A 21,127-nucleotide genomic window follows, 5' to 3' on the forward strand; every position below is an offset into this window, starting at 1 on the left:
CCGATCGCCAGGGCGTGTCAAGCGCCCTGGCCGCCGACCAGCTTAGACCTCCCGAGCTGGATCACTCGCGACCATCCTGTCCCGCAGCGGGATGGTCGCTCCTTTCCTTGAAGAAGGAGGCGGGGATGGCGACCCAGCAGACCCAACTGCTTGCACGCACACTGCTCACGCCGGCGGTGGCGCTGCTGTTCATCTGGATGATCGTGCCGCTGGCGCTCACGCTCTACTTCGCGACCCTGCACTACAACCTGCTCGATCCCGGCTCCGAATCCTTCGTCGGCCTGGAAAACTTCCGCTACTTCCTCACCGACCCGGCCTTCCTCGCCTCGCTGCAGAACACGCTGGTGCTGGTCGGCTCGGTGCTCGCGATCACGATCATCCTCGGCGTGCCGCTGGCGCTGCTGCTCGACCAGCAGGTGGTCGGGCTCTCGATCGTCCGGCTGATGGTGATCGCGCCGTTCTTCGTGATGCCGACGGTGAGCGCGCTGGTCTGGAAAAACCTGTTGATGCATCCGGTGTCGGGCCTGTTCGCCTGGATCGCGCATCTGTTCGGGCTGCCGGCGATCGATTGGTTCAACGACGCGCCGCTGTTCGCGGTGATCCTGATCATCTCCTGGCAATGGCTGCCGTTCGCGACCCTGATCCTGTTGACCGCGCTGCAATCGCTCGACGAGGAGCAGAAGGAGGCGGCCGAGATGGACGGCGCGAGCGCGATCTCGACCTTCATCTACATCACGCTGCCGCACCTGGCGCGCCCGATCACGGTGGTGATCCTGATCGAGACCATCTTCCTGCTCACGGTGTTCGCGGAGATCTTCGTCACCACGGGCGGCGGCCCCGGCCTGCAGACCACCAACATCGCCTTCCTGATCTATTCGCAGGCGCTGATCCAGTACGACGTCGGCAGCGCCTCGGCGGGCGGCTTGGTTGCGGTGGTGCTCGCCAACATCGTCGCGTTCTTCCTCGTTCGTATCGTCGGCCGGAATCTGGAGGCGTAACGTCATGGCGCGGATGGTCACGACACGGCGCAAGGTGATCTCGACGGCAGCCGCCTGGCTGGTCGGCTTCCTGATCTTCTTCCCGATCCTCTGGATGGTGCTGGCGAGCTTCAAGACCGAACTTGAGGCCTTCGCGATTCCGCCATCGTTCCTGTTCTTCCACTGGACCACGGAGAACTACGTCACGGTGCAGGAGCGCAGCGATTATTTCCACCATGCGCTCAACTAGATCATCATCGCCGGCGGCTCGACCTTGATCGCGATGCTGATCGCGATCCCGGCGGCGTGGTCGATGGCGTTCTCGCCGACCAAGCGCACCAAGGACGTGCTGCTCTGGATGCTCTCGACCAAGATGATGCCGCCGGTCGGCGTGCTGGTGCCGATCTACCTGATCTTCCGGACGGTCGGCCTGCTCGACACCAGAAGTGGCCTGATCTTCATCCTGTGCCTCGGCAATCTGCCGATCGTGATCTGGATGCTGTTCACCTATTTCAAGGAGATCCCGAAGGACATCCTCGAGGCGGCGCGAATGGACGGCGCCACGATCGGGCGCGAGCTGATCTACGTGCTGACGCCGATGGCGGTGCCGGGGCTTGCCTCGACCTTGCTGCTCAATTTGATCCTGGCGTGGAACGAGGCGTTCTGGACCCTCAATCTGTCGACGCTCGAGGCCGCGCCGCTCACCGTGTTCATCGCATCCTATTCAAGCCCGGAAGGCTTGTTCTGGGCGAAATTGTCGGCGGCGTCGACGCTCGCGATCGCGCCCATTCTCGTGCTCGGCTGGTTCAGTCAGCGGCAGCTCGTCCGCGGCCTGACCTTCGGCGCGGTCAAGTAGCAGAAAGGCTTTTCCATGGGTCAGATTACGCTGCAGGGTGTGCAAAAATCGTTCGGGCCGGTCCACATCATCAAGGGCGCCGACCTCGACATCGCCGACGGCTCCTTCGTGGTCTTCGTCGGTCCGTCGGGCTGCGGCAAGACCACGCTGCTGCGGCTGATCGCAGGACTGGAGGACGTCACCGGCGGCGCCATCCTGATCGACGGGCGCAACGTGGTCGACGTACCGCCGGCCAAGCGCGGCCTGTCGATGGTGTTCCAGTCCTACGCGCTCTATCCGCATATGAGCGTGCGCGGCAACATCGCGTTCGGCCTGAAGATGGCCGGCATCGCCAAGGACGAGATCAACCGCAAAGTCGAGGCGGCTGCGGCGACGCTCAACCTCACGCCCTATCTCGATCGCAAGCCGCGCGAGCTCTCCGGCGGCCAGCGCCAGCGGGTTGCGATCGGGCGCGCCATCGTGCGCGAGCCGAAGGCGTTCCTGTTCGACGAGCCGCTGTCGAACCTCGATGCTGCATTGCGCGTGCAGATGCGGCTCGAGGTGACGCGGTTGCAGAAGCAACTCGGCACCACGGCGATCTACGTCACCCATGACCAGGTCGAGGCCATGACCATGGCCGACAAGATCGTGGTGCTGAACGGCGGCAAGATCGAGCAATACGGCTCGCCGCTCGAACTCTACGAGAAGCCGGCAAACCTGTTCGTCGCCGGCTTCATCGGCTCGCCGAAGATGAACTTCGTCACCGGCGAACTGGCAAAACAGCAGGGCGCGACGACCATCGGCGTGCGGCCGGAGCATCTCAAGGTCGAGCGCGACGGGCAGGGCGGCTGGCACGGCACGGTCTCGGTCGCCGAGCATCTCGGCAGCGACACCTTCCTCTATGTCGATGCCGGTCCGCAGGGAATGCTGACCGCGCGCTACATCGGCGAACTCGACCTGCATCCCGGCGACAAGGTGTCGCTGATCCCGGATCCGGCGCGCATCCATCGTTTCGACGACAGCGGCAAATCGATCCACGCGTAGAGCGTGGAGGGTCTCCGCCGTCGATCTCGCTCTGGCCGGGGCGGCACGCCCGCGACACGCGGGCTCTAGGCAAAGGAAGAAGAAAATGTATCTCGAGAAATTCAAGCTCGGCGGCAAGACCGCCATCATCACTGGTGCGGGGCAGGGCATCGGGCTCGCCTGTGCCGAGGCGCTGGCCGAAGCCGGCGCCAAGGTCATCATCGGCGACCGCGACGCCAAGGTCGCCAATGACGCGCAGGCCACGCTGAAGGCCAAGGGTTTTGACACCGATATCGCGCTGATGGACGTGACCGATTCCGGCCGTGTCTCGGCGGTCGCCGACGAGCTGGTGCGCAAGTACGGCAAGGTCGACATCCTCGTCAACAATGCCGGCATCGCGCGCAGCGAGACGCCGGCCGAGACCGTGACCGACGAGCACTGGCTCAACGTCATCGACGTCAATCTGAACGGCACCTTCTGGTGCTGCCGCGCCTTCGGCAATCACATGCTGAAGGCGAAGTCCGGCACCATCGTCAATGTCGGCTCGATGTCCGGCTTCATCGTCAACAAGCCGCAGGAACAATGCTTCTACAACGCCTCCAAGGCCGCGGTGCATCATTTGACCAAATCGCTCGCGGCCGAATGGGGCGCGCGCGGGGTCCGTGTCAACGCCGTGGCGCCGACCTATATCGAGACCCCGCTGAACGCCTTCGTGAAGAACAGTCCCAAAATGTACGATGCCTGGATCGGTGGAACCCCGATGGCGCGGATGGGGCAGGTCGACGAGATCGCCTCGGTGGTCCTGTTCCTTGCCTCCGAGGCGGCAAGCCTGATGACCGGAAGCATCGTTCTGGTCGATGGTGGTTACACTTGCTGGTAGGCTCGCGTCGAAGCATGATCCGGATGAATGGGGACCGGTTTTCCGGACGATGCTGACACCAGAAGTGCGAGCGCGATGACGTTTCGAAGACACGTCGTCGCGCTCTGACGGAGCGAAAATGCGGCAAGCCTATATCGGTGTGGACGTCGGGAGCACCAGCGCCCGCGCCGGCGTATTCGACGAGGTCGGGAAGCTGCTGGGTTCGGCCCGGCATCCGATCCGGGTCTGGCATGAGCCCGGCGATATCGTCGAGCAATCGTCCGACGACATCTGGGCGGCCTGCGTCGCCTCCGTGCGCAACGCGATGCGGGAGGCGGCGGTCGCCGCCGAGCACGTCAAGGGCATCGGCTTTGACGCGACCTGCTCGCTGGTCGTGCTCGATAGAGCTGGCCGGCCGCTCACCGTCAGCCCGTCCGGCGATCCTGCGCGCAATGTCGTGGTCTGGATGGACCATCGCGCGATAGACGAAACCGAATTCGTCAACGCGACCGGCGACCGCGTGCTGCGTTATGTCGGCGGCGCGATCTCGCCGGAGATGGAGATCCCGAAGATCCTCTGGCTGAAGCGACATCTGCCGGCGACCTTCGAGGCCGCCGGGCATTTCTTCGATCTTGCCGACTATCTCTCGTTCCGCGCCACCGGCTCGCTGGCGCGCTCGACCTGCACGGTCACCTGCAAATGGACCTATGTGGCCGGTGAGGGCGGCTGGAGTGAACCCTTCCTGAAACGCGTCGGCTTAGAGGCGCTCGCAGCCGATCGCTTTGGGCGGATCGGCACTGAGATCGTGCCGCCCGGCTCGCCGCTCGGCCGCGGGCTGTCGGAGGATGCCGCGCGCGATCTCGGTCTGCTGCCGGGCACCGCGGTCGGCGCATCGCTGATCGACGCCCATGCCGGTGGCGTCGGCGCGATCGGGGGCCGCGACGGCTCCGGCGCCGAGGTCGATGTCTGCCAGCGATTGGCCTACATCATGGGAACGTCGGCCTGCATCATGGCGACGACCGTCGATCCCTGCTTCGTGCCCGGGGTCTGGGGTCCGTATTTCGAGGGCATGGTGCCGGGCTTCTGGCTCAACGAAGGCGGGCAGTCGGCGGCGGGGGCCGCGATCGACCACCTGCTCAAATCGCATCCGGCGCATGCCGAGGTGTTGGCCGCCGCGAAGAACGACGGCGTCGACGTCATCGAATACCTCGAAAGGCGCATCCTGGCACGCAGCGGCAATGCCGGCGCGGCCGCGCTGCTCGCGCGCAACGTTCACGTCCTGCCGGAATTCCTCGGCAACCGGTCGCCCTATGCCGATCCCGGCTCGCGCGCCGTGATTGCCGGGCTCGATCTCGACACAGATGTGTCGACGCTGGAGCGGCTGTTCGTCGCCGGCCTGTGCGGACTGGCCTACGGCCTTGCCGATGTTATCGAGGCCCTGCAGGCCCGTGGTGTCGATGGCAAGACCATCGTGATCGGCGGCGGTGCAAGCCGCAGCCCCTTGGTGCGCCAGATCATGGCTGACACGACCGGCTACACGGTGGCGCTGCCGCAGACGCAAGAACCCGTATTGCTCGGCGCCGCGATGCTGGGCGCGGTCGCCAGCGGCGCGCATCTTTCAATTAACTCCGCAATGGCTGGCATGTCGGCGCTCGGGCGGTTGAGCGAGCCGACTAGGCCGGAGCTTGCCGATTTCCACCGCCAGAAGCGCGTCGTGCACGATATGCTGCGGGAGCTCGATCGCAGCACGCGCGAGGCGATGAAGCGGGCGCCCGGCGAGGCGCCAAGTTAAGGTGTTCGCTCCATGCTGCTGAGTTGCGGAGATGCGCTGATCGATTTCCTGCCGTCGCGGACGGCCGAGGGGCGCGAGGCCATGACTCCGGCGGTCGGCGGCTCCTGCCTCAACATCGCGATCGGCAGCGCGCGGCTCGATGTGCCTACCGGGTTTGTCGGCGGCATCGCGACCGACACGTTCGGCCGGATGATCGCCGATCATGCCGCGGCTTCGGGCGTCGATCTCAGCCGCGCGACGCGCAGCGACGATCAGGCTACGCTGGCCTTTGCGCGCGTCACCGGCACCGAGACGCAATACGCCTTCTATGACGCCGGCACCGCAGCGCGGAACTGGACCTACCGGCGCGATGCGATCGTGCTCGACGGCGTCACCTGCCTTCACACCGGCTCGACCACGCTGGTCCATGACAAGGGCGCGGCCGAAACACTGGCCTTCATCGAGGATATCAGGGCCAGCGTGACGATCTCGCTCGATCCGAACTGCCGGCCGAATTTGGTCAAGGACAAGGACGCCTATCGCGCCCGCATGTTGGCGTTCTGCGGCAAGGCCGACATCGTGAAAATGTCCGACGTCGACTTCGCCTATCTGTTCGGCGATGAGGCCTACGCTGACAGGGCCGGGGCGCTGCTGTCGGGCGGCGCATCGCTCGTCGTCATCACGCGCGGCAACGAGGGGGCCGCTGCCTGGCATCGCAAGGCCGGATCGATCGAGGTCAAGGCGCCGGTCGTGAATGTCGTGGATACGATCGGCGCCGGCGACTCTTGTCAGGCGGCGCTGCTCGCCGCGCTGCACCGGCTGGATCGGACCGCGCGGCAGCGGCTGCGCGACCTCTCCGCCGCCGAGCTCACCCGCGCATTGTCCTTTGCCTGCAAATGCGCCGCCTTCACCTGCACCCGCGCCGGCGCCGATCCACCGCGGAGCCGGGAGCTGCCTGCCGATTATTGGTAAGCCATGCACCTGAGGCGATGGACTTGCCGCACCGGGCGCGGCACGATGCCGTCATCGAAGACCGATGCGAGCGCGTGCCCGAATGAGCGACGATCTGTGCCTGCTGTCAGCCATTGACCTTCGCGCGCGCATCGCCGCCAAGGACATCTCTCCCGTCGAGATCACGGCCGCGGTGCTCGCCCGCGCCGAGCGGCTGCAGCCCGAACTGAACTGCTTCATCACGCTGTGCGGCGAGGCAGCGATGGCGCAGGCGGAAGCTGCAGAGCGCCAGCTCATGGCCGGCGAGCCGCTCGGCCTGCTGCACGGCATCCCCTTCACCGTGAAGGACATCGTCAGCACCAAGGGCGTGCGGACGACCTTCGGCGCGGTGCCTTACAAGAACAACGTGCCCGACCACGATGCCGTGGCCGTGGCCCGGCTCCGTGCGCAGGGCGGAATATTGCTCGGCAAGACCACGACGCCGGAGTTCGGCAGCAAGTGCCTGACCGACTCGCCGCTGTTCGGCCGCACCCGCAATGCGTGGAGTGCCGAGCGTTCCAGCGGCGGCTCCAGCGGCGGCGCGGCGGTGGCGGTCGCGAGCGGCATCGCGCCACTGGCGGTTGCGACCGACGGCGGCGGCTCGACGCGGATTCCCGCCGCCTGCAACGGCGTGGTCGGGATCAAGCAGAGCAACGGCGTGATCCCGCACAGCCAGGTGCAGGACGCCTTCGGCAACCAGACCTATGTCACGCCGACCACGCGCACCGTGGCGGATACGGCGCTGATGATGCAGGCGATGGCGGGCGAGGATCCGTCCGATCCCTGGTCGATCGGCGTGCCGGTGCCCGATTATCTCGACCTTGCCGCGCCGCGCGGCGATCTCAGGGGCAGGCGGGTGCTGTTCTGCCTGTCGCCGCCTGGCCGCCCGGTGACCGCTGATGTCGCCGCGGCGTTCAAGGCGAGCCTCGACCGGCTGGCCGGCTTGGGTGCGGAACTCGAGGAGTTCTCCGGCGATGGCTTCGACGTCGAGCCGATCTGGCGCGCCATCAACCACACGGTCTGGCGCACCCGTTTCGAGAAGCTCGCGGCCGATCATCCCGATGAGCTCAGCCCGACCTTCCTGAAGCAGCTCGCGCTTGCCGCTGATGTGAGCGGCGTCGACTACCAGCAGGCGATGTTCGACCGCACCGCGCTGTTCCGCCGCGTGCAGGCGCTGCTCGCGCGCGGCGACTTGCTGGCGATGCCGACCCTGACCCGCACGGCGCTGCCGATCGACCAGGATTTGTTCGGTACCATCGAGATCGACGGCCAGAGCTTCGACAGCGTGCGGCCGCACTGGTTTCCCTGGACCATGCTGTTCAACATGACCGGGCATCCCGCGGTCAACATCCCCGCAGGCTTCGGCCGCGATGGCCTGCCGATCGGCCTGCATTTGGTCGGCCGCTTCCGGGCCGACGCGGAACTCTTGCGCGTCGCGGCGCTGTTCGAACAGGCGAGCGACCTGCTCGGGCGCTGGCCGGCCGTCGCGTCGTGAACGGTGCGGCGCAGGGCTTGCATTCGAAGGGCTTGCATTCGATCGCGAACATGTTGAAACCTGCAGGCTGTTCCTCACTGTTCGGGCGGGCATGAGCGTATTCTTCCTGCGGCGGATCCTGACCCTGGTGGCGACGCTGGTCGCGGCCTCGCTGATCATTTTCCTGGTGCTCGACGCGCTGCCCGGCAATGCCGCCCAGATGCTGATGGGCGCCGACGCCTCGCCCGATGCGGTGCACGCGCTCACCGTCAAGCTCGGGCTCGATCAACCGCTCACGGTGCGCTACCTGCTCTGGATCAGGGGCATGGCGGTCGGCGATCTCGGCAACAGCTATGTCTATGGCACGCCGGTGGCCGGCCTGATCGCCGAGCGGCTGGTGCTGACCATCCCGCTCGCGATCATGTCGATGCTGATCACCGTGGTGCTGGCGCTGGCCGCCGGCATCTACACTGCGGCCAACCATAACAAGCTTGGCGATGTCGGCGTGATGTCGCTGACCCAAATCGGCATCGCGCTGCCGAATTTCTGGTTTGCGATCCTGTTGATCCTGCTGTTCTCGGTGAAGCTGCAACTCTTGTCCGCCGGGGGCTTCGCCGGCTGGGATGACGGCATCTGGCCCGGAATTCGCTCGCTGCTGCTGCCGGCGATCTCGCTTGCGGTGGTGCAGGCCGCGATCCTCGCCCGCGTCACCCGCTCGGCGGTGCTGGAGGTGCTGCGCGAGGATTTTGTGCGGACCGCGCGCGCAAAAGGGCTCGGCAAGCGCGAGGTGCTGTGGCGCCACGTGCTGCGCAACGCCATGATCCCGGTGATGACCGTGATGGGCCTGCAATTCGCCAATCTCCTGGCCGGCACCATCGTGATCGAGAACGTGTTCTATCTGCCGGGCCTCGGCCGGTTGATCTTCCAGTCGATCGCCAACCGCGACCTGATCGTGGTGCGCAACTGCGTGATGCTGCTCGCCGCGATGGTCGTGATCGTCAATTTCGTGGTCGACGTGCTCTATGCCTTCATCGATCCGCGCATCAAGGTCGCCAACCTGTGAGCGCGCCGCTGACCGCATCCGCCGGTACGGCGGCGATCGCACGGCCCGTGACCGGCTTCTGGCGCCGCGCGCTGCGCCATCGCAGCTTCGTGCTCGGCTCGGTGCTTAGCCTGTTCGTGCTCGGCGCGGCGCTGCTGTCGCTGGTCTGGACGCCGTGGTCGGCCTACGACATCGATGTCGCGTCAAAACTGCACCCGCCCTCGGCGTCGCATTGGCTCGGCACCGATGTGCTCGGCCGCGACATCGTCTCGCTGCTGCTGGTCGGCGCGCGCTCCACCATCATGGTCGGCGTCATTGCGGTAGGGATCGGCCTGAGCTTCGGCGTTGGCCTCGGCCTGGTCGCGGCGGCCCGCAAGGGCTGGACCGAGGAGCTCATCATGCGGATGAGCGACTTCACCTTCGCCTTTCCCGCGGTGCTGTCGGCCATCATGCTCGCCGCGGTCGCAGGGCCGGGCATGGTGACCTCGATCACCGCGATCGGCATCTTCCAGATCCCGACCTTCGTCCGCGTCACCCGCGGCTCGGCCAATGCGATCTGGGCCCGCGAATTCGTGCTGGCCGCGCGCGCCGCCGGCAAGGGCTCATTCCGCATCACGATCGAGCATGTGCTGCCGAACATCCTGTCGATCCTGATCGTGCAGGCGACGATCCAGTTCGCGCTTGCGATCCTCGCCGAGGCCGCGCTGTCCTATCTCGGGCTCGGCACCCAGCCGCCGCAACCGTCCTGGGGCCGCATGCTCAATGATGCGCAGACCCTGCTGTTCCAGTCGCCGATGCTCGCGGTCTATCCGGGCGCTGCGATCGCGATCGCGGTGCTCGGGCTCAATTTGCTCGGCGACGGCTTGCGCGATCTGCTCGATCCCCGTCTGGCGCGGGAGCGTTGAGCATGAGCGAGGCCCCGCTGATCGAAGTGAAGGATCTGGGCGTTACGCTCAACACCAGCCGCGGCCCGGCGCAGGCCGTGCGCGGCGTCAGCTTTGCGCTTCGCCGCGGCGAGACGCTCGGGCTGGTTGGCGAATCCGGCTGCGGCAAGTCGGTCACGGCGCTGGCCCTGATGGGGCTGTTGCATGAGAGCGCGGTGATCAGCGGCAGCATCCGGCTCGATGGCGCGGAGCTCGTCGGGCTGCCCGATGCGGCCTATTGCAAGCTGCGCGGCAACCGCATCAGCATGATCTTCCAGGAGCCGATGACTGCGCTCAATCCGATGCACACGATCGGGCACCAGGTCGCCGAGCCCCTGCTGCGCCACACCGGCGTCTCGGCTACGCAAGCGCGGCAGGAGGCCATCGCCTTGCTCGATCGCGTCGGGCTGCCTGATGCGGCGAAGCGGGTCGATGCCTATCCGCACCAATTCTCCGGCGGCCAGCGCCAGCGCATCACGATCGCGATGGCGCTGGCCTGCCAGCCCGATGTCCTGATCGCCGACGAGCCGACCACTGCCCTCGACGTCACGATCCAGGGCCAGATCCTCGATCTGATCGCCGGCCTCGTCGCGGAGCGCGGCATGTCGATGATCCTGATCTCGCATGATCTCGGCGTGATCGCCGAGAATGTCGAGCGCATGATGGTGATGTATGGCGGCACCGTCGTCGAAAGCGGCGAAACCGACGCCGTATTCACGCGGATGGGCCATCCCTATACGCAGGGCCTGTTCCGCGCCCGGCCACGGCTCGGCGCCCGCAAGGGGACGCGGCTCAAGACCATCGCCGGCACCGTGCCGGAGCTTGCCGATCTTCCCGCGGGCTGCACCTTCGCCGATCGCTGCACGATCGCCGAGGCGCGCTGCCGCGCGGCGCTGCCGGCTGTGGTCGATGTCGGCGCCGCGCATGGCGTGCGCTGCATCAGGACCGACGTCTCGATGGCCGCCGGGGGCGTTGGCGCATGACAATGCTGGACCAGCCTTCACCCGCAACGCCGCTGCTCGCGGTAACGGATCTCGCGCAACGCTACACGCTGCCGCGCGAGAGCCTGTTCAAGCCGGCGGCGCAGGTGCACGCGCTCAACGGCGTCACGGCGCAGGTCATGCCGGGCAGGAGCCTCGGCGTCGTCGGCGAATCCGGTTCGGGCAAATCGACCTTTGCGCGGCTGGTGATGGCGCTGGAGCGGCCGTCGTCGGGACAGGTCTCGCTGCTCGGCCGCGACCTCAACCGGATGCCGCCCGACGAGCTGCGCCGCGCCCGCCGCGATTTCCAGATGGTGTTCCAGGATCCCTATGGCTCACTCGATCCGCGGCAGACCATCGCGCGCATCGTCGCCGAGCCGCTGACCGCGCTCGGCCGCATCGATCGGGCTGGCTTACGCGAACGCGTCGCCAAGGTGCTGCGGCAGGTCGGGCTGCGCGATGCCGACATGGACAAGTTTCCGCACGAATTCTCCGGCGGCCAGCGCCAGCGCATCGCGATTGCGCGCGCGCTGATCACCCAGCCGAAGCTGATCGTCGCCGACGAGCCGGTCTCGGCGCTCGACGTCTCGGTGCAGGCGCAGGTGCTCAATTTGATGCAGGATCTGCAGGACGAGTTCGGCCTGAGCTACATCCTCATCAGCCATGACCTCGCGGTGGTCGATCTCATCTGCGACGAGATCGCGGTGATGTATCTCGGGCGGATCGTCGAGCAGGGGCGGCCCGCCGATCTGTTTGCGCACAGCGCCCATCCCTATACGCGCGCGCTGCTCGATGCTGTTCCGCGGGCGCGAGCCGGGGGCGTCCGGCGCCGCCGCGGCGCGCAGGCGATCGGCTCGCAGGCGTCGGCCGCGACCGGATGCCCTTACGCGCCGCGCTGTCCTCTGGCCGACCAGCATTGTCGCGCGACCGCGCCTGCGCTACGCAATGTCGGAGACGCCCATCTGGCGGCCTGCCATCACGCCGAAGCCGTGATGGCGCTGCCGCCTGTGGTCGCCGAGGCCGGTTAGTCTTTCAAGTGAGGTTGACCAAGGCCGATCAAAGAGCACGTCCGGGGAGCAGACCAATGTTGAGGAAATTGTGCGTCATCGCGGCCGCTGCCGCACTCGTTGCAGCGCCGCTGCCGAGCCTCGCGCAAGGCAAGAAGGACAGCGTCGTGATGGGCATGACGCTGGAGCCACCAGGGTTAGATCCCACCAACGCGGCGGCCGCGGCGATCGCCGAAGTCACGCTCTACAACGTCTATGAGACCCTGACCAAGATCAACGAGGACGGCTCGGTGTCGCCGCTGCTGGCGGAGAGCTGGCAGGCGTCGCCGGATCTCAAGACCTATACGTTCAAGCTCCGCAAGGGCGTCAAATTCCACAATGGCGAGCCGTTCGATTCCGCCGCGGTGAAGTTCTCGTTCGACCGCGCCGCGGCGCCGACCTCGACCAACAAGGACAAGAGCCTGTACCAGGCCTTCGCGTCGGTGACGGCGCCGGATGCGGAGACCGTCGTCGTCGCGTTGAAATATTCCGAGCCGAACCTGCCGTTCCTGCTCGGCCAGGCATCAGGCTCGATCGTCGAGCCGAAGAGCGCGCCGACCGACGTGACGCAGCCGGTCGGCACCGGGCCCTATACGCTCGGCAGCTGGGCCAAGGGCTCGTCGATCACGCTGGTGAAATGGCCTGACTACCGCAACGCCGCCGCGATCAAGCTCGCCAAGGTGACGATCCGCTTCATCGGCGATCCCGCCGCCCAGGTCGCGGCGCTGCTGTCGGGCGACGTCGACGCCTTTCCGCGGGTCGGCGCGGCGCGCAGCCTCGCCCAGTTCAAGGCCGATCCGCGCTTCAGCGTCTTGATCGGCGGCTCCAAGGCCAAGACCATCGTCGGCATCAACGAGCGCAAGAAGCCGCTCGACGATGTCAGGGTTCGCCGCGCCATCCTGGCCGCGATCGACCGCAAGGCGATGATCGACGGTGCGGCCGACGGATTCGGCACGCCGATCGGCAGCTTCTACACCCCGGGCTCGCCCGGCTATGTCGATACCACCGGCATCAACCCCTACGATCCGGAATTGGCCAAGAAGCTGCTCGCAGAAGCCGGCGTCAAGACGCCGCTCGAGCTCAGCCTCAGGCTGCCGCCGCCGGCCTATGCGCGGCAGGGCGGCGAGATCCTCGCGGCGCAGCTCGCCAAGGTCGGCTTCACTGCCAAGATCGAGAACGTGGAATGGGCGCAGTGGCTGTCGCAGGTCTTCACCGGCCCGCACAATTACGACCTCACCATCGTCTCGCATGTCGAGCCGTTCGACCTCGTGAAGCTGACCGAGCCGGATTACTATCTCGGCTACAAGTCCGAGGCGTTCAATGCGCTCTATCAGCAGATCATGGCAACGCCGGACGAGGCCGGCCGCGCCAAACTGCTCGGCGACGCGCAGCGGATGCTGGCGACCGACGCCGTGGCCGGGTTCCTGTTTCAGCCGCAATGGATCACGATCGCCAGCAAGAAGCTGAAGGGCGTGTGGAAGGAAGTCCCGCAGTTCGAGAATGATTTCTCGGCCTGGTCCTGGGAGTAGGCGATCGCGCCAACGGAGAGCGATGGCCTCGGCCGGCGCGGCTTCTCGCGCGATGCCGTCGCTTGACGCGTAGTCTCATTTTGCGTGCTGCGCTTGCGAAGGTGAATGCGTGGGACGATGCGCGCATGCGCCGCAAGTGACCGATATCGCTTGGGTTGATGGCTGCCCGGCATCGCTTCGTTTCGCCCGCGCGAACGCATGTGCTCCGGCTTCGCATTGAGCGCATCGATTGTCTTTGTGAAGGACAGCGCTAACATGGAACCCATCCATCGATACCTGTCGTTGTCTTTTTGATTATCTATTGCAGCGCAACCGGATCACGCAACGATGTGCGCTCGCTATGGCGACCAGGCCTCGGAGGCGAAGTAGCGAACACCGTCCCTAATATTCCAACCAAGAAATAACGGGGGAAATCATGCATGTGAAAGGGCTTGCGGCATTTGCCGCAGCTGTCGGCGTTGGCCTGTTGTCCGGCGCCGCCATCGCACAGGAAGTCAAGCAGGAGAAGCAGTCGGTCCTCGGCAACGCCAATGTCCCGCCGGTGACCCAGGAGCAGCTCAACGCCGCCGACAAGAACGCGAAGGACTTCCTGCTCACCAACGGCAATTACGCCCAGACGCGGTTTTATCCGGGCAAGCAGATCAGCCGCGACAATGTGAGGAACCTGCACGTCGCCTGGATCTTCCAGACCGACGTCAAGGAGTCGCTCGAGACATCGCCGATCGTCGTCGACGGCGTGATGTATGTCACGACGTCGTTCAGCCACGTCTATGCGCTCGACGCCAAGACCGGCCAGCAGCTCTGGCACTATGCCCACAAGATGGGCCCGATCACGGTCTATTGCTGCGGTCCCAACAATCGCGGCGTCCAGGTGCTCGGCGACCGGGTCTATCTGGCGACGCTGGATTCCAAGCTGATGGCGCTGAATGCCAAGACCGGCGAGGCGGTCTGGACCACCAACATCGCCGATCCCGAGCTCGGCTACAGCGAGACGATGGCGCCGACCGTGGTCAAGGACAAGGTCTTGATCGGAACCAATGGCGGCGAATACGGCATCCGCGGCTTCGTCCGCGCCTATGACGCCAAGACCGGCAAGCAGCTCTGGAATTTCAACACCATTCCGGAGAACTCGGTCGGCGTCTGGGCGACCAAGGACGCCACCGGCCGCGACATGCATCGCAACATCCAGGCCGAGAAGGACATGCTCGCCAAGATCGGCGACCCCTATGCCAAGCTCGGCGGCGGCGTGTGGCAGAACCCGTCGGTCGATCTCGCGACCAACCGGATCTACTTAGTCGTCGGCAACCCGTCGCCCGACCTCGACGGCTCGAACCGGCCCGGCGACAATCTCTACACCAACTCGATGGTGTCGCTCGATCTCGACACCGGCAAGTATGTCTGCCACTTCCAGTACATCGCCCATGACGTGTGGGACCTCGACGCGGTCAGCCCGACGGTGCTGGTCGACGTCAAGGACAAGGGCGGCAAGACCATTCCCGGCGTCATTCATGCCGGCAAGACCGGGCACATCTATGTGCACGATCGCAAGGACTGCAGCCTGATCCGCTTCTCCGAGGCGATGGTGCCGCAGGAGAACATGTGGGTGCTGCCGACCAAGGAAGGCGCGCGCATGCTGCCCGGCGCCAATGGCGGCGTCGAATGGTCGCCGATCGCGACCGACCCGGGACAGGCGCTGGCCTATGCCATCAACCTGCACCAGCCGATGACCTATCACGTCGAGACCTCGGCCTATCCGAACGGCAAGCTGTGGCTGGGCGGCGCCTTCAAGGTGATCCCGGGCGAGAAGCAGTCGGGCAACATCACCGCGGTGAACTACAACACCGGCAAGATCGCGTGGCAGGTCAATACGCCCGAGCCGATGATCGGCGGCATCCTTGCGACGGCCGGCGGATTGGTGTTCACCGGCGAAGGCAACGGCAAGTTCGCGGCCTATAATTCTTCGAACGGCAAGGAGCTGTGGAGCTTCCGGGCCGGCGCCGGCGTTAACGCGCCGCCGTCGAGCTACATGGTCGGCGGCAAGCAGTATGTCGTGGTCGGCGCGGGCGGCAACACCCAGCTCGACTACAAGCGCGGCAACAACATCATCGCCTTCACGCTCGACTGAGCGAGAGGCAACGATGGCGGCGAAGCGGGACCCGTTCGGTCCCGCTTCTGTTTCTTAGGATGAGAGATCAGCCCGCGTCATTGCGAGCGAAGCGAAGCAATCCATCGTGCCGCGCAAGCGGAGGCATGGATTGCTTCGTCGCTAGCGCTCCTCGCAATGACGGGAGACATAGCGCTTCGGAATCAACTCATGTTCGGTAAACTGATGATTGGCGCCACCGCGCTGCTGTTGCTCGCGGCGCAGGTCTGCGCGGAGACCATCGAGGACAAGGTCGCTGTCTGCGCCGGGTGCCACGGCGCTGACGGCAAGCCCGTCGACAAGACCATTCCGACGATCTGGGGCCAGCAGGCCGGCTATCTCTACATCCAGCTTCGCGATTTCAAGCGCGGCGATCGCAAGAGCGAGATCATGCAGCCGATCGCGACCCAGTTCGAGCGCGACGACATGCTGGCGATCGCGGAATACTTCTCGCAGAAGCCATGGCCTGATCTCGGCCAGCCGCGCGCGCCCAAGGACGTCGCGGCGAAGGCGATCACGGCCAGCGCTTCGGTCGGCTGTCCGGCCTGCCATCTCGATCGCTTCCAGGGCGACGGCACGGTGCCGCGGCTCGCCGGGATGGGACGGGACTACCTCGCGAAAACCATCGCCGATTTCCGCACCCGCGCGCGCGGCAACAATCCCGGCATGTCCGACCTGATGCTGGCGACCTCGCCCGACGACCTCGCCGCGCTGGTGGAATATCTGGCGGGGCTGTGAGGCGCGAAGTCTTGTCCTGCGGGCAGGAGCAGTGCAGCCAGGGCGCGGACTCATTTGGGCGCAGCCATAGCCATTACGGCTGTCTGGCCGAACGCAGCGCTACTGGCCCGGTCCTAGGTTCGGTGCTTTTGGACGGAAGCGGACATCAATCAACCGACAACCTCAGTCGAAACCGTCGAGAATGACCCTGAGCGGACGAGAGGTATGACTGAGGCCATCGCATTTGACCTACAGCGCAGCGAAACTATCCGCGAGCCCATACTGCCGCGCGAATATGACGTATTCATCCCGTTCGAACGCGTAGAAGAAATTGGTTCCCCATATTGCTTGCTGCTCGTTGATCTCCTCTCCATTGACCCGGTTCGCATACCGAATGTTCTGAAATGGCGTGCGCCAGATCGTAACGGCCGTCCCCTCGCAGAAGGCAAAGCCACGCAGCTCCGGCTTTATTTCGATATCCGACCAACTCGGCTTTCTCTTCGCAGTCATTTCAGTCGGAAGATCGGGATCGTCTCCCAGTTTGTTGATCGAGTGATCGGTTCGTGCAGGATAAACTTCGCCAGAGACGGAGTTGCGGAAGAAGATAACGGCGCCTGGCGCACGTCGGGATAGACCGTTCCTCCATCCATTATCGAGGTAATCCTTGAAGCGGTTTCCCTCGAATAATGGGGGCTTCTTCGGGTGATAGGCGGTTCTCCAGAGTTCTCGCCCAGCGTCGCCGCCCGGATACCAATAGGTCGGGCGATCGGCGGGCCAAAAGCCATTGATCATGTCGCGCAGCGAGTCGGGAATCTTGACCCGGGAGCCGGCAAGACAATCGGTCGCCATGACGCGATAGCCGGGCTTCCAATAGGGGGCGTCCCAGTGGTTTTTAGCGTTGATGCCGAGAAGCGCGTAGGTGACGAAGTTCTTTGGTGCTTCATTTTGGCGCCATTCCTGCCATTCCTCGCGCGTCGCTTTGCTGATGGTCGCACCGAAGAATTTCAATTCGGAGAGCGGGCTGTCGTAGGCGTCGTCCGAAGCATAAGCCACCCCAGACCATGGCTGGTCAGCGCTTTCGAAGGTCGCGATGAGAGGCAACAGAGTTTTAGGCACCTTGCCGTTCTCTGTGGTCTCGCCGTTACACGCCTGAGGTGGCCGCACTACGATGCCATGGCCATCCTTCATCTTGAGTCCGTAAATCGTCGGTATGAGCCCGATCTCGACGGTTCGGTCGTTGTCCTTGTAGGTCGTGATCCTGACATTGCAGCCGACCACGATATCGAAATCGAGCGGCTCGCCTTTATAAGCGAGGCTGGCCTTGAACCGGTAATAGTAGCCGCGATCCTGGCCGGGAGTGGTGACCTCGACCGACTTCGTAAAGCTCAAGCTACCGAGAGCCCGGAATTCCCGTATCACCAGTACGAGCCCCGCGCCGAACACGAGGATGATGATGGCGCTGAGCCATGCAGCGATTGTTTTCATGCCAAACCAACCCAGCAATCGCGGTTTTGACCGCATAGCATCCCGGTCTCGTAGCAAACAGAGGTTGCGTGAGTAATGAGCGTCTACTGACACTTTCTCACTTCGCTTTCACACATCATTAGCCAATTTGAAGCCTGCGCGGCTCTTTTGGCGCAAGTCTGGAATTGGCCTATTGCGGCATTTGCCGCGGTCGCACAAAGGCGGTCGGCATCTGAGCAAAGCGGACATCGCGAACGATTCGTGAGTACGTGTCCTGGTCCGTAAGCGGTCTCAGCGCGGCGTCAGCTCATCGCGTAGCGCCGACAGGATAGTGAGATCGGCGGCGTGCTTGCCGGCCTTGTCGGCCAGTGCAGCATCGGCGCCGTGCGCGAGCAGCGCTTTCGCGATGGCAGGATGGTTGCCTTCGGCGGCGATCATCAGCGCCGTGCGGCCGCGCGCGTCGCGCTCGTCGACCCTGGCGCCGGCGTCCAGCAGATACGAGACGGTCTCGAGCGCCTGCGCCTCCGGCACGGTCTCGTCCGGTCCGGCCGCCCACATCAGGAGCGTGAGGTCGTTGGCGTAGTGCGCGTTGATGTCGATCTCGCGCGCGAGCAGCTGCTTGACGATGCCGAGCTGGCCGCCGGCCGCCGCATACACGACCGGCGGCTTGCCGGTATCGTCGGCCTTGCCGCCGTCGGCGCCGTGCGCGAGCAGCATCCGCACCACCATGTCCCGGCCCGCATAGGCCGCCGCCGCGACCGGCGAGGCGCCGCTGCGCCCGGTGAGATTGACGTCGGCGCCGCGATCGATCAGGCGCTGCACGATCGCGACATGGCCGCGCTCGGCGGCAAAGTACAGCGCGGTCGATCCCGCAAGGTTGCGTGCGTCGACCGGCGCGCTGCGTGCCAGCAGCAGGTCGACCATGTCGAGATGGCCGGAGCGGGCGGCGTGGCTCAGCGGCCGTGCGCCGAGCCGGTCCCGGGCGTCGACCGAGGCGCCGCCGTCGAGCAGCTCGGTGGCGAGGTTGATGCAATCGGCATCGGCAGCGGCGAACAGCACCAGCGAGATCTCAACCGCGCTGAGCTGGGCCTTATCGGTCTCGTATTTGCGGATCTGCTCGCGGCACCGAGCCGGGTCGGCCGCAGCAAAGCCGGCATGGACATGACCGACCGGCAACAAACAGCGCGGCGAGGGCGATGCGGCGATACAAGACCTGTCCTCCGGATGGCCTGCTAAGCGCACAGCCATCCGAAGCGAGCGTCGCATGATCCTTGGTTGCTGCCAAGCCGCGCAGCGACGCCAAGCCGCGCAGCGCAGTCAGGCCGCGCGGCGTTGCTCTGCCGCGCTAGCCGCTCTGCCCGACGCTCGCATTGGCAACGGCGCGCGCGACATTGGCGATCACCTCGTTGCACTTCTCCATCGGCGCACTCGCGCCGGTCAGGTAGACCGCCACCACGATCGGCTTGCGGCCGGGCGGCCAGAACACGCCGATATCGTTATAGGTGCCGCGCTCGCCGGTGCCGGTCTTGTCGCCGACCCGCCAGTCGCGCGGCACGCCGGCGCGCAGCCTTGCGTCGCCGGTCTTGTTGGCGACCATCCAGTCCACGAGCCTCTGGCGCGAATTGGCCTGCAGGGCATCGCCGAGCACCACGCGCTGCAGGTCCTTCAGCATTGCGACAGGGCTCGTGGTGTCGCGCGGATCGCCGGGCATAGCTTCGTTCAGTTCCACCTCCCAGCGGTCGAGCCGACTGACATTGTCGCCAACGCTGCGGAAGAAGCTGGTCAAGCCGGCAGGCCCGCCGATCTCACGCAGCAGCAGGTTGGCCGCGGTATTGTCGCTGAGCGTGATCGCGGCCTCGCAGAGTTCGGCCAACGTCATGCCCGATCCGACGTGTTGCTTGGCGACGGGCGCGTAGGCCAAGATATCCTTGGCCTCGACTTGCATCCGTTGATCCAGGCTGGATTCGCCGCGATCGACCCGGTGCAGCACCGCAGCTGACAGCATCGCCTTGAAGGTGCTGCACATCGGGAACCGCTCGTCGCCGCGTTGGCTCGCGCGCAATCCCGTTTCCATGTCGAGCGCGGCGACGCCGAGCCGGCCGGTGGTCGCAAGCTCGATGCGCGCAAATTCCTGCTGCAGCCGCTGCGCCGGCTCGCCTGGTGCCGCCGCTGCACTCTGTCCTGCCGCGGCGCTTGGCCGCGGCAGGGTGCAGGAGGCCGCAAGGCCCAGTGCGCGCAATCCAAATGTCCGTCTCGTCAGCATGTCCCGTCTCCGTTGGCGGCGCGAACCTGCCGAACAGCGTGACGGCGCACAAACGATCATTTATACAACGAGGCATGAGAAAAACTTGGTCATGACGCCATGCGCCGGCATCTGCCGCTGAACGCGTTGCGCGCCTTCGAGGCTTCCGCGCGGCTCTTGAGCTTCACGCGCGCGGGGATGGAGCTGCGCGTGACGCAGACCGCGATCAGCCATCAGGTCAAGCAGCTCGAGGACCTCTTGGGCGCGAGTCTGTTCCGCCGCCTGCCGCGCGGGCTCGTGCTCACCGACGAGGGGCTGGCGCTGTTGCCGGTGCTGTCGGACACGTTCGACCGGATCGGCGCTGCGATCGACCGCATCGAGGCCAAGGGCACGCGCGAGGTCGTCACCGTCGGCTGCGTCACGACGTTCGCGACCGGATGGCTGCTGCAACGGATCGACCGCTTCAAGCGCGCGCATCCCTATATCGACCTGCGCCTGCTCACCAACAACAACCGCGTCGACATCGCGGGCGACGGGCTCGATCTCGCGCTGCGCTTCGGCGACGGCTCGTGGCACGGCACCGAGGCGATCCACCTGTTGTCGGCGCCGCTCTCGCCGGTGTGCTGCCCCGATGCTGCGGCCCGGCTGCGCAAGCCGTCCGATCTCGCGCAGGAATTTTTGCTGCGCTCCTACCGCGCCGAGGAATGGCCGTTGTGGTTTGCGGTGGCCGGCGCGCCGTGTCCGAAAATCCAGGGGCCGATCTTCGACAGCTCGGTTGGCATGGCCGAGGCGGCGGCGCGCGGCGTCGGCGTCGGGCTGGTGCCGATCGCGATGTTCGCAAATGAGCTTACCTCCGGCCGGCTGGTGCGGCCGTTCGCGGCCGAGGTGCCGGCGGGGTCGTACTGGCTGACCTGGCTGAAGTCGCGCGAGGTCACGCCGGGCATGCGCGCGTTCCGCGACTGGTTGCTCGATACGCTGCGGGCGGAAGTGAATGAGAGCGAGAAGAGCGCATCGGCTCCGCGGCCAAGGGCCAAGGCCAAGCGCAAGCTGGTAAAGTCCGCGCCGAACAAGCGCCGTCGCTAGCGGATCTGGCGCAAGCCGCTGCGGGCGCT

The 21,127-nt window shown here is 65.6% G+C and carries 17 protein-coding genes and 1 pseudogene; 15 read left to right on the plus strand and 3 right to left on the minus strand.

Annotated features, from left to right (window positions below; genetic code table 11):
• The first annotated feature begins 125 nt into the window (after nt 1-125).
• The 14 genes and pseudogenes from FBZ93_RS16850 to FBZ93_RS16915 all read left to right on the plus strand — a co-directional run bounded on the left by FBZ93_RS16850 (nt 126) and on the right by FBZ93_RS16915 (nt 16,330).
• Nucleotides 126-998, plus strand: coding sequence for a carbohydrate ABC transporter permease (locus FBZ93_RS16850; protein ID WP_050423560.1), 873 nt, complete (start codon nt 126-128; stop codon nt 996-998).
• Between the two features lie 4 nt (nt 999-1,002).
• Nucleotides 1,003-1,833: pseudogene (locus tag FBZ93_RS16855) on the plus strand (carbohydrate ABC transporter permease).
• A 15-nt stretch (nt 1,834-1,848) separates the two neighbouring features.
• Complete coding sequence (locus tag FBZ93_RS16860) at nt 1,849-2,856, plus strand: ABC transporter ATP-binding protein (protein ID WP_146987008.1); 1,008 nt, start codon at nt 1,849-1,851, stop codon at nt 2,854-2,856.
• 85 nt (nt 2,857-2,941) lie between these two features.
• Entirely contained in the window at nt 2,942-3,715 is a 774-nt protein-coding gene (locus tag FBZ93_RS16865; RefSeq protein WP_146987009.1) for an SDR family NAD(P)-dependent oxidoreductase, read from the plus strand.
• Between the two features lie 118 nt (nt 3,716-3,833).
• Entirely contained in the window at nt 3,834-5,486 is a 1,653-nt protein-coding gene (locus tag FBZ93_RS16870; protein WP_146987010.1) for an FGGY-family carbohydrate kinase, read from the plus strand.
• A 12-nt stretch (nt 5,487-5,498) separates the two neighbouring features.
• Entirely contained in the window at nt 5,499-6,437 is a 939-nt protein-coding gene (locus FBZ93_RS16875; protein WP_146987011.1) for a carbohydrate kinase family protein, read from the plus strand.
• An 82-nt stretch (nt 6,438-6,519) separates the two neighbouring features.
• Entirely contained in the window at nt 6,520-7,950 is a 1,431-nt protein-coding gene (locus FBZ93_RS16880) for an amidase (protein ID WP_146987012.1), read from the plus strand.
• Nucleotides 7,951-8,041: 91 nt separating this feature from the next.
• A complete protein-coding gene (locus FBZ93_RS16885) occupies nt 8,042-8,992 on the plus strand; it encodes an ABC transporter permease (RefSeq protein ID WP_146987013.1) in 951 nt (316 codons plus the stop codon).
• Nucleotides 8,989-9,876: an ABC transporter permease gene (locus tag FBZ93_RS16890; protein ID WP_146987014.1), complete on the plus strand. Its 888-nt coding sequence runs from the start codon at nt 8,989-8,991 to the stop codon at nt 9,874-9,876. Before FBZ93_RS16885 ends, FBZ93_RS16890 begins: the two co-directional genes overlap by 4 nt.
• 2 nt (nt 9,877-9,878) lie before the next feature.
• Complete coding sequence (locus tag FBZ93_RS16895) at nt 9,879-10,877, plus strand: ABC transporter ATP-binding protein (protein WP_146987015.1); 999 nt, start codon at nt 9,879-9,881, stop codon at nt 10,875-10,877.
• Complete coding sequence (locus tag FBZ93_RS16900; protein ID WP_146987016.1) at nt 10,874-11,902, plus strand: ABC transporter ATP-binding protein; 1,029 nt, start codon at nt 10,874-10,876, stop codon at nt 11,900-11,902. The genes FBZ93_RS16895 and FBZ93_RS16900 overlap by 4 nt, the downstream gene beginning before the upstream one ends.
• Nucleotides 11,903-11,958: 56 nt before the next feature.
• Entirely contained in the window at nt 11,959-13,449 is a 1,491-nt protein-coding gene (locus FBZ93_RS16905; protein WP_146987017.1) for an ABC transporter substrate-binding protein, read from the plus strand.
• A 415-nt stretch (nt 13,450-13,864) separates the two neighbouring features.
• On the plus strand, nt 13,865-15,574 hold the full coding sequence (locus tag FBZ93_RS16910; protein ID WP_146987018.1) for a pyrroloquinoline quinone-dependent dehydrogenase: 1,710 nt from the start codon (nt 13,865-13,867) through the stop codon (nt 15,572-15,574).
• Between the two features lie 189 nt (nt 15,575-15,763).
• Entirely contained in the window at nt 15,764-16,330 is a 567-nt protein-coding gene (locus FBZ93_RS16915; RefSeq protein WP_246667512.1) for a c-type cytochrome, read from the plus strand.
• 228 nt (nt 16,331-16,558) lie between these two features.
• Here the strand turns inward: FBZ93_RS16915 and FBZ93_RS16920 are convergent, their stop codons facing one another.
• From FBZ93_RS16920 to bla, 3 genes are all read right to left on the minus strand, one after another.
• Nucleotides 16,559-17,794 carry a hypothetical protein gene (locus FBZ93_RS16920; protein ID WP_146987019.1) on the minus strand — a complete coding sequence of 412 codons (1,236 nt, stop codon included), beginning with the start codon at nt 17,792-17,794 and terminating at the stop codon, nt 16,559-16,561.
• 270 nt (nt 17,795-18,064) lie between these two features.
• Nucleotides 18,065-19,021: an ankyrin repeat domain-containing protein gene (locus tag FBZ93_RS16925; protein ID WP_167529066.1), complete on the minus strand. Its 957-nt coding sequence runs from the start codon at nt 19,019-19,021 to the stop codon at nt 18,065-18,067.
• A 97-nt stretch (nt 19,022-19,118) separates the two neighbouring features.
• Nucleotides 19,119-20,036, minus strand: coding sequence for a class A beta-lactamase (gene bla, locus FBZ93_RS16930; RefSeq protein WP_167529067.1), 918 nt, complete (start codon nt 20,034-20,036; stop codon nt 19,119-19,121).
• A 99-nt stretch (nt 20,037-20,135) separates the two neighbouring features.
• Here bla and FBZ93_RS16935 point away from each other — a divergent pair, with 99 nt between their 5' ends.
• Nucleotides 20,136-21,098, plus strand: a complete 963-nt coding sequence (locus FBZ93_RS16935) for a LysR family transcriptional regulator (RefSeq protein WP_246667513.1) — start codon at nt 20,136-20,138, stop codon at nt 21,096-21,098.
• Nucleotides 21,099-21,127: the final 29 nt, after the last annotated feature.

Origin of the sequence: Bradyrhizobium macuxiense (assembly GCF_007993935.1) — a bacterium.
GTDB classification, from domain to species: Bacteria; Pseudomonadota; Alphaproteobacteria; order Rhizobiales; family Xanthobacteraceae; genus Bradyrhizobium; species Bradyrhizobium macuxiense_A.

What these genes read in the sequence shown, in the direction of transcription:
- FBZ93_RS16850 (WP_050423560.1), top strand. Translation starts at nt 126, where the DNA reads ATGGCGACCCAGCAGACCCAACTGCTTGCACGCACACTGCTCACGCCG.
- FBZ93_RS16860 (WP_146987008.1), top strand. Translation starts at nt 1,849, where the DNA reads ATGGGTCAGATTACGCTGCAGGGTGTGCAAAAATCGTTCGGGCCGGTC.
- FBZ93_RS16865 (WP_146987009.1), top strand. Translation starts at nt 2,942, where the DNA reads ATGTATCTCGAGAAATTCAAGCTCGGCGGCAAGACCGCCATCATCACT.
- FBZ93_RS16870 (WP_146987010.1), top strand. Translation starts at nt 3,834, where the DNA reads ATGCGGCAAGCCTATATCGGTGTGGACGTCGGGAGCACCAGCGCCCGC.
- FBZ93_RS16875 (WP_146987011.1), top strand. Translation starts at nt 5,499, where the DNA reads ATGCTGCTGAGTTGCGGAGATGCGCTGATCGATTTCCTGCCGTCGCGG.
- FBZ93_RS16880 (WP_146987012.1), top strand. Translation starts at nt 6,520, where the DNA reads ATGAGCGACGATCTGTGCCTGCTGTCAGCCATTGACCTTCGCGCGCGC.
- FBZ93_RS16885 (WP_146987013.1), top strand. Translation starts at nt 8,042, where the DNA reads ATGAGCGTATTCTTCCTGCGGCGGATCCTGACCCTGGTGGCGACGCTG.
- FBZ93_RS16895 (WP_146987015.1), top strand. Translation starts at nt 9,879, where the DNA reads ATGAGCGAGGCCCCGCTGATCGAAGTGAAGGATCTGGGCGTTACGCTC.
- FBZ93_RS16900 (WP_146987016.1), top strand. Translation starts at nt 10,874, where the DNA reads ATGACAATGCTGGACCAGCCTTCACCCGCAACGCCGCTGCTCGCGGTA.
- FBZ93_RS16905 (WP_146987017.1), top strand. Translation starts at nt 11,959, where the DNA reads ATGTTGAGGAAATTGTGCGTCATCGCGGCCGCTGCCGCACTCGTTGCA.
- FBZ93_RS16910 (WP_146987018.1), top strand. Translation starts at nt 13,865, where the DNA reads ATGCATGTGAAAGGGCTTGCGGCATTTGCCGCAGCTGTCGGCGTTGGC.
- FBZ93_RS16915 (WP_246667512.1), top strand. Translation starts at nt 15,764, where the DNA reads ATGTTCGGTAAACTGATGATTGGCGCCACCGCGCTGCTGTTGCTCGCG.
- FBZ93_RS16920 (WP_146987019.1), bottom strand. Translation starts at nt 17,794, where the DNA reads ATGAAAACAATCGCTGCATGGCTCAGCGCCATCATCATCCTCGTGTTC.
- FBZ93_RS16925 (WP_167529066.1), bottom strand. Translation starts at nt 19,021, where the DNA reads ATGGCTGTGCGCTTAGCAGGCCATCCGGAGGACAGGTCTTGTATCGCC.
- bla (WP_167529067.1), bottom strand. Translation starts at nt 20,036, where the DNA reads ATGCTGACGAGACGGACATTTGGATTGCGCGCACTGGGCCTTGCGGCC.
- FBZ93_RS16935 (WP_246667513.1), top strand. Translation starts at nt 20,136, where the DNA reads ATGCGCCGGCATCTGCCGCTGAACGCGTTGCGCGCCTTCGAGGCTTCC.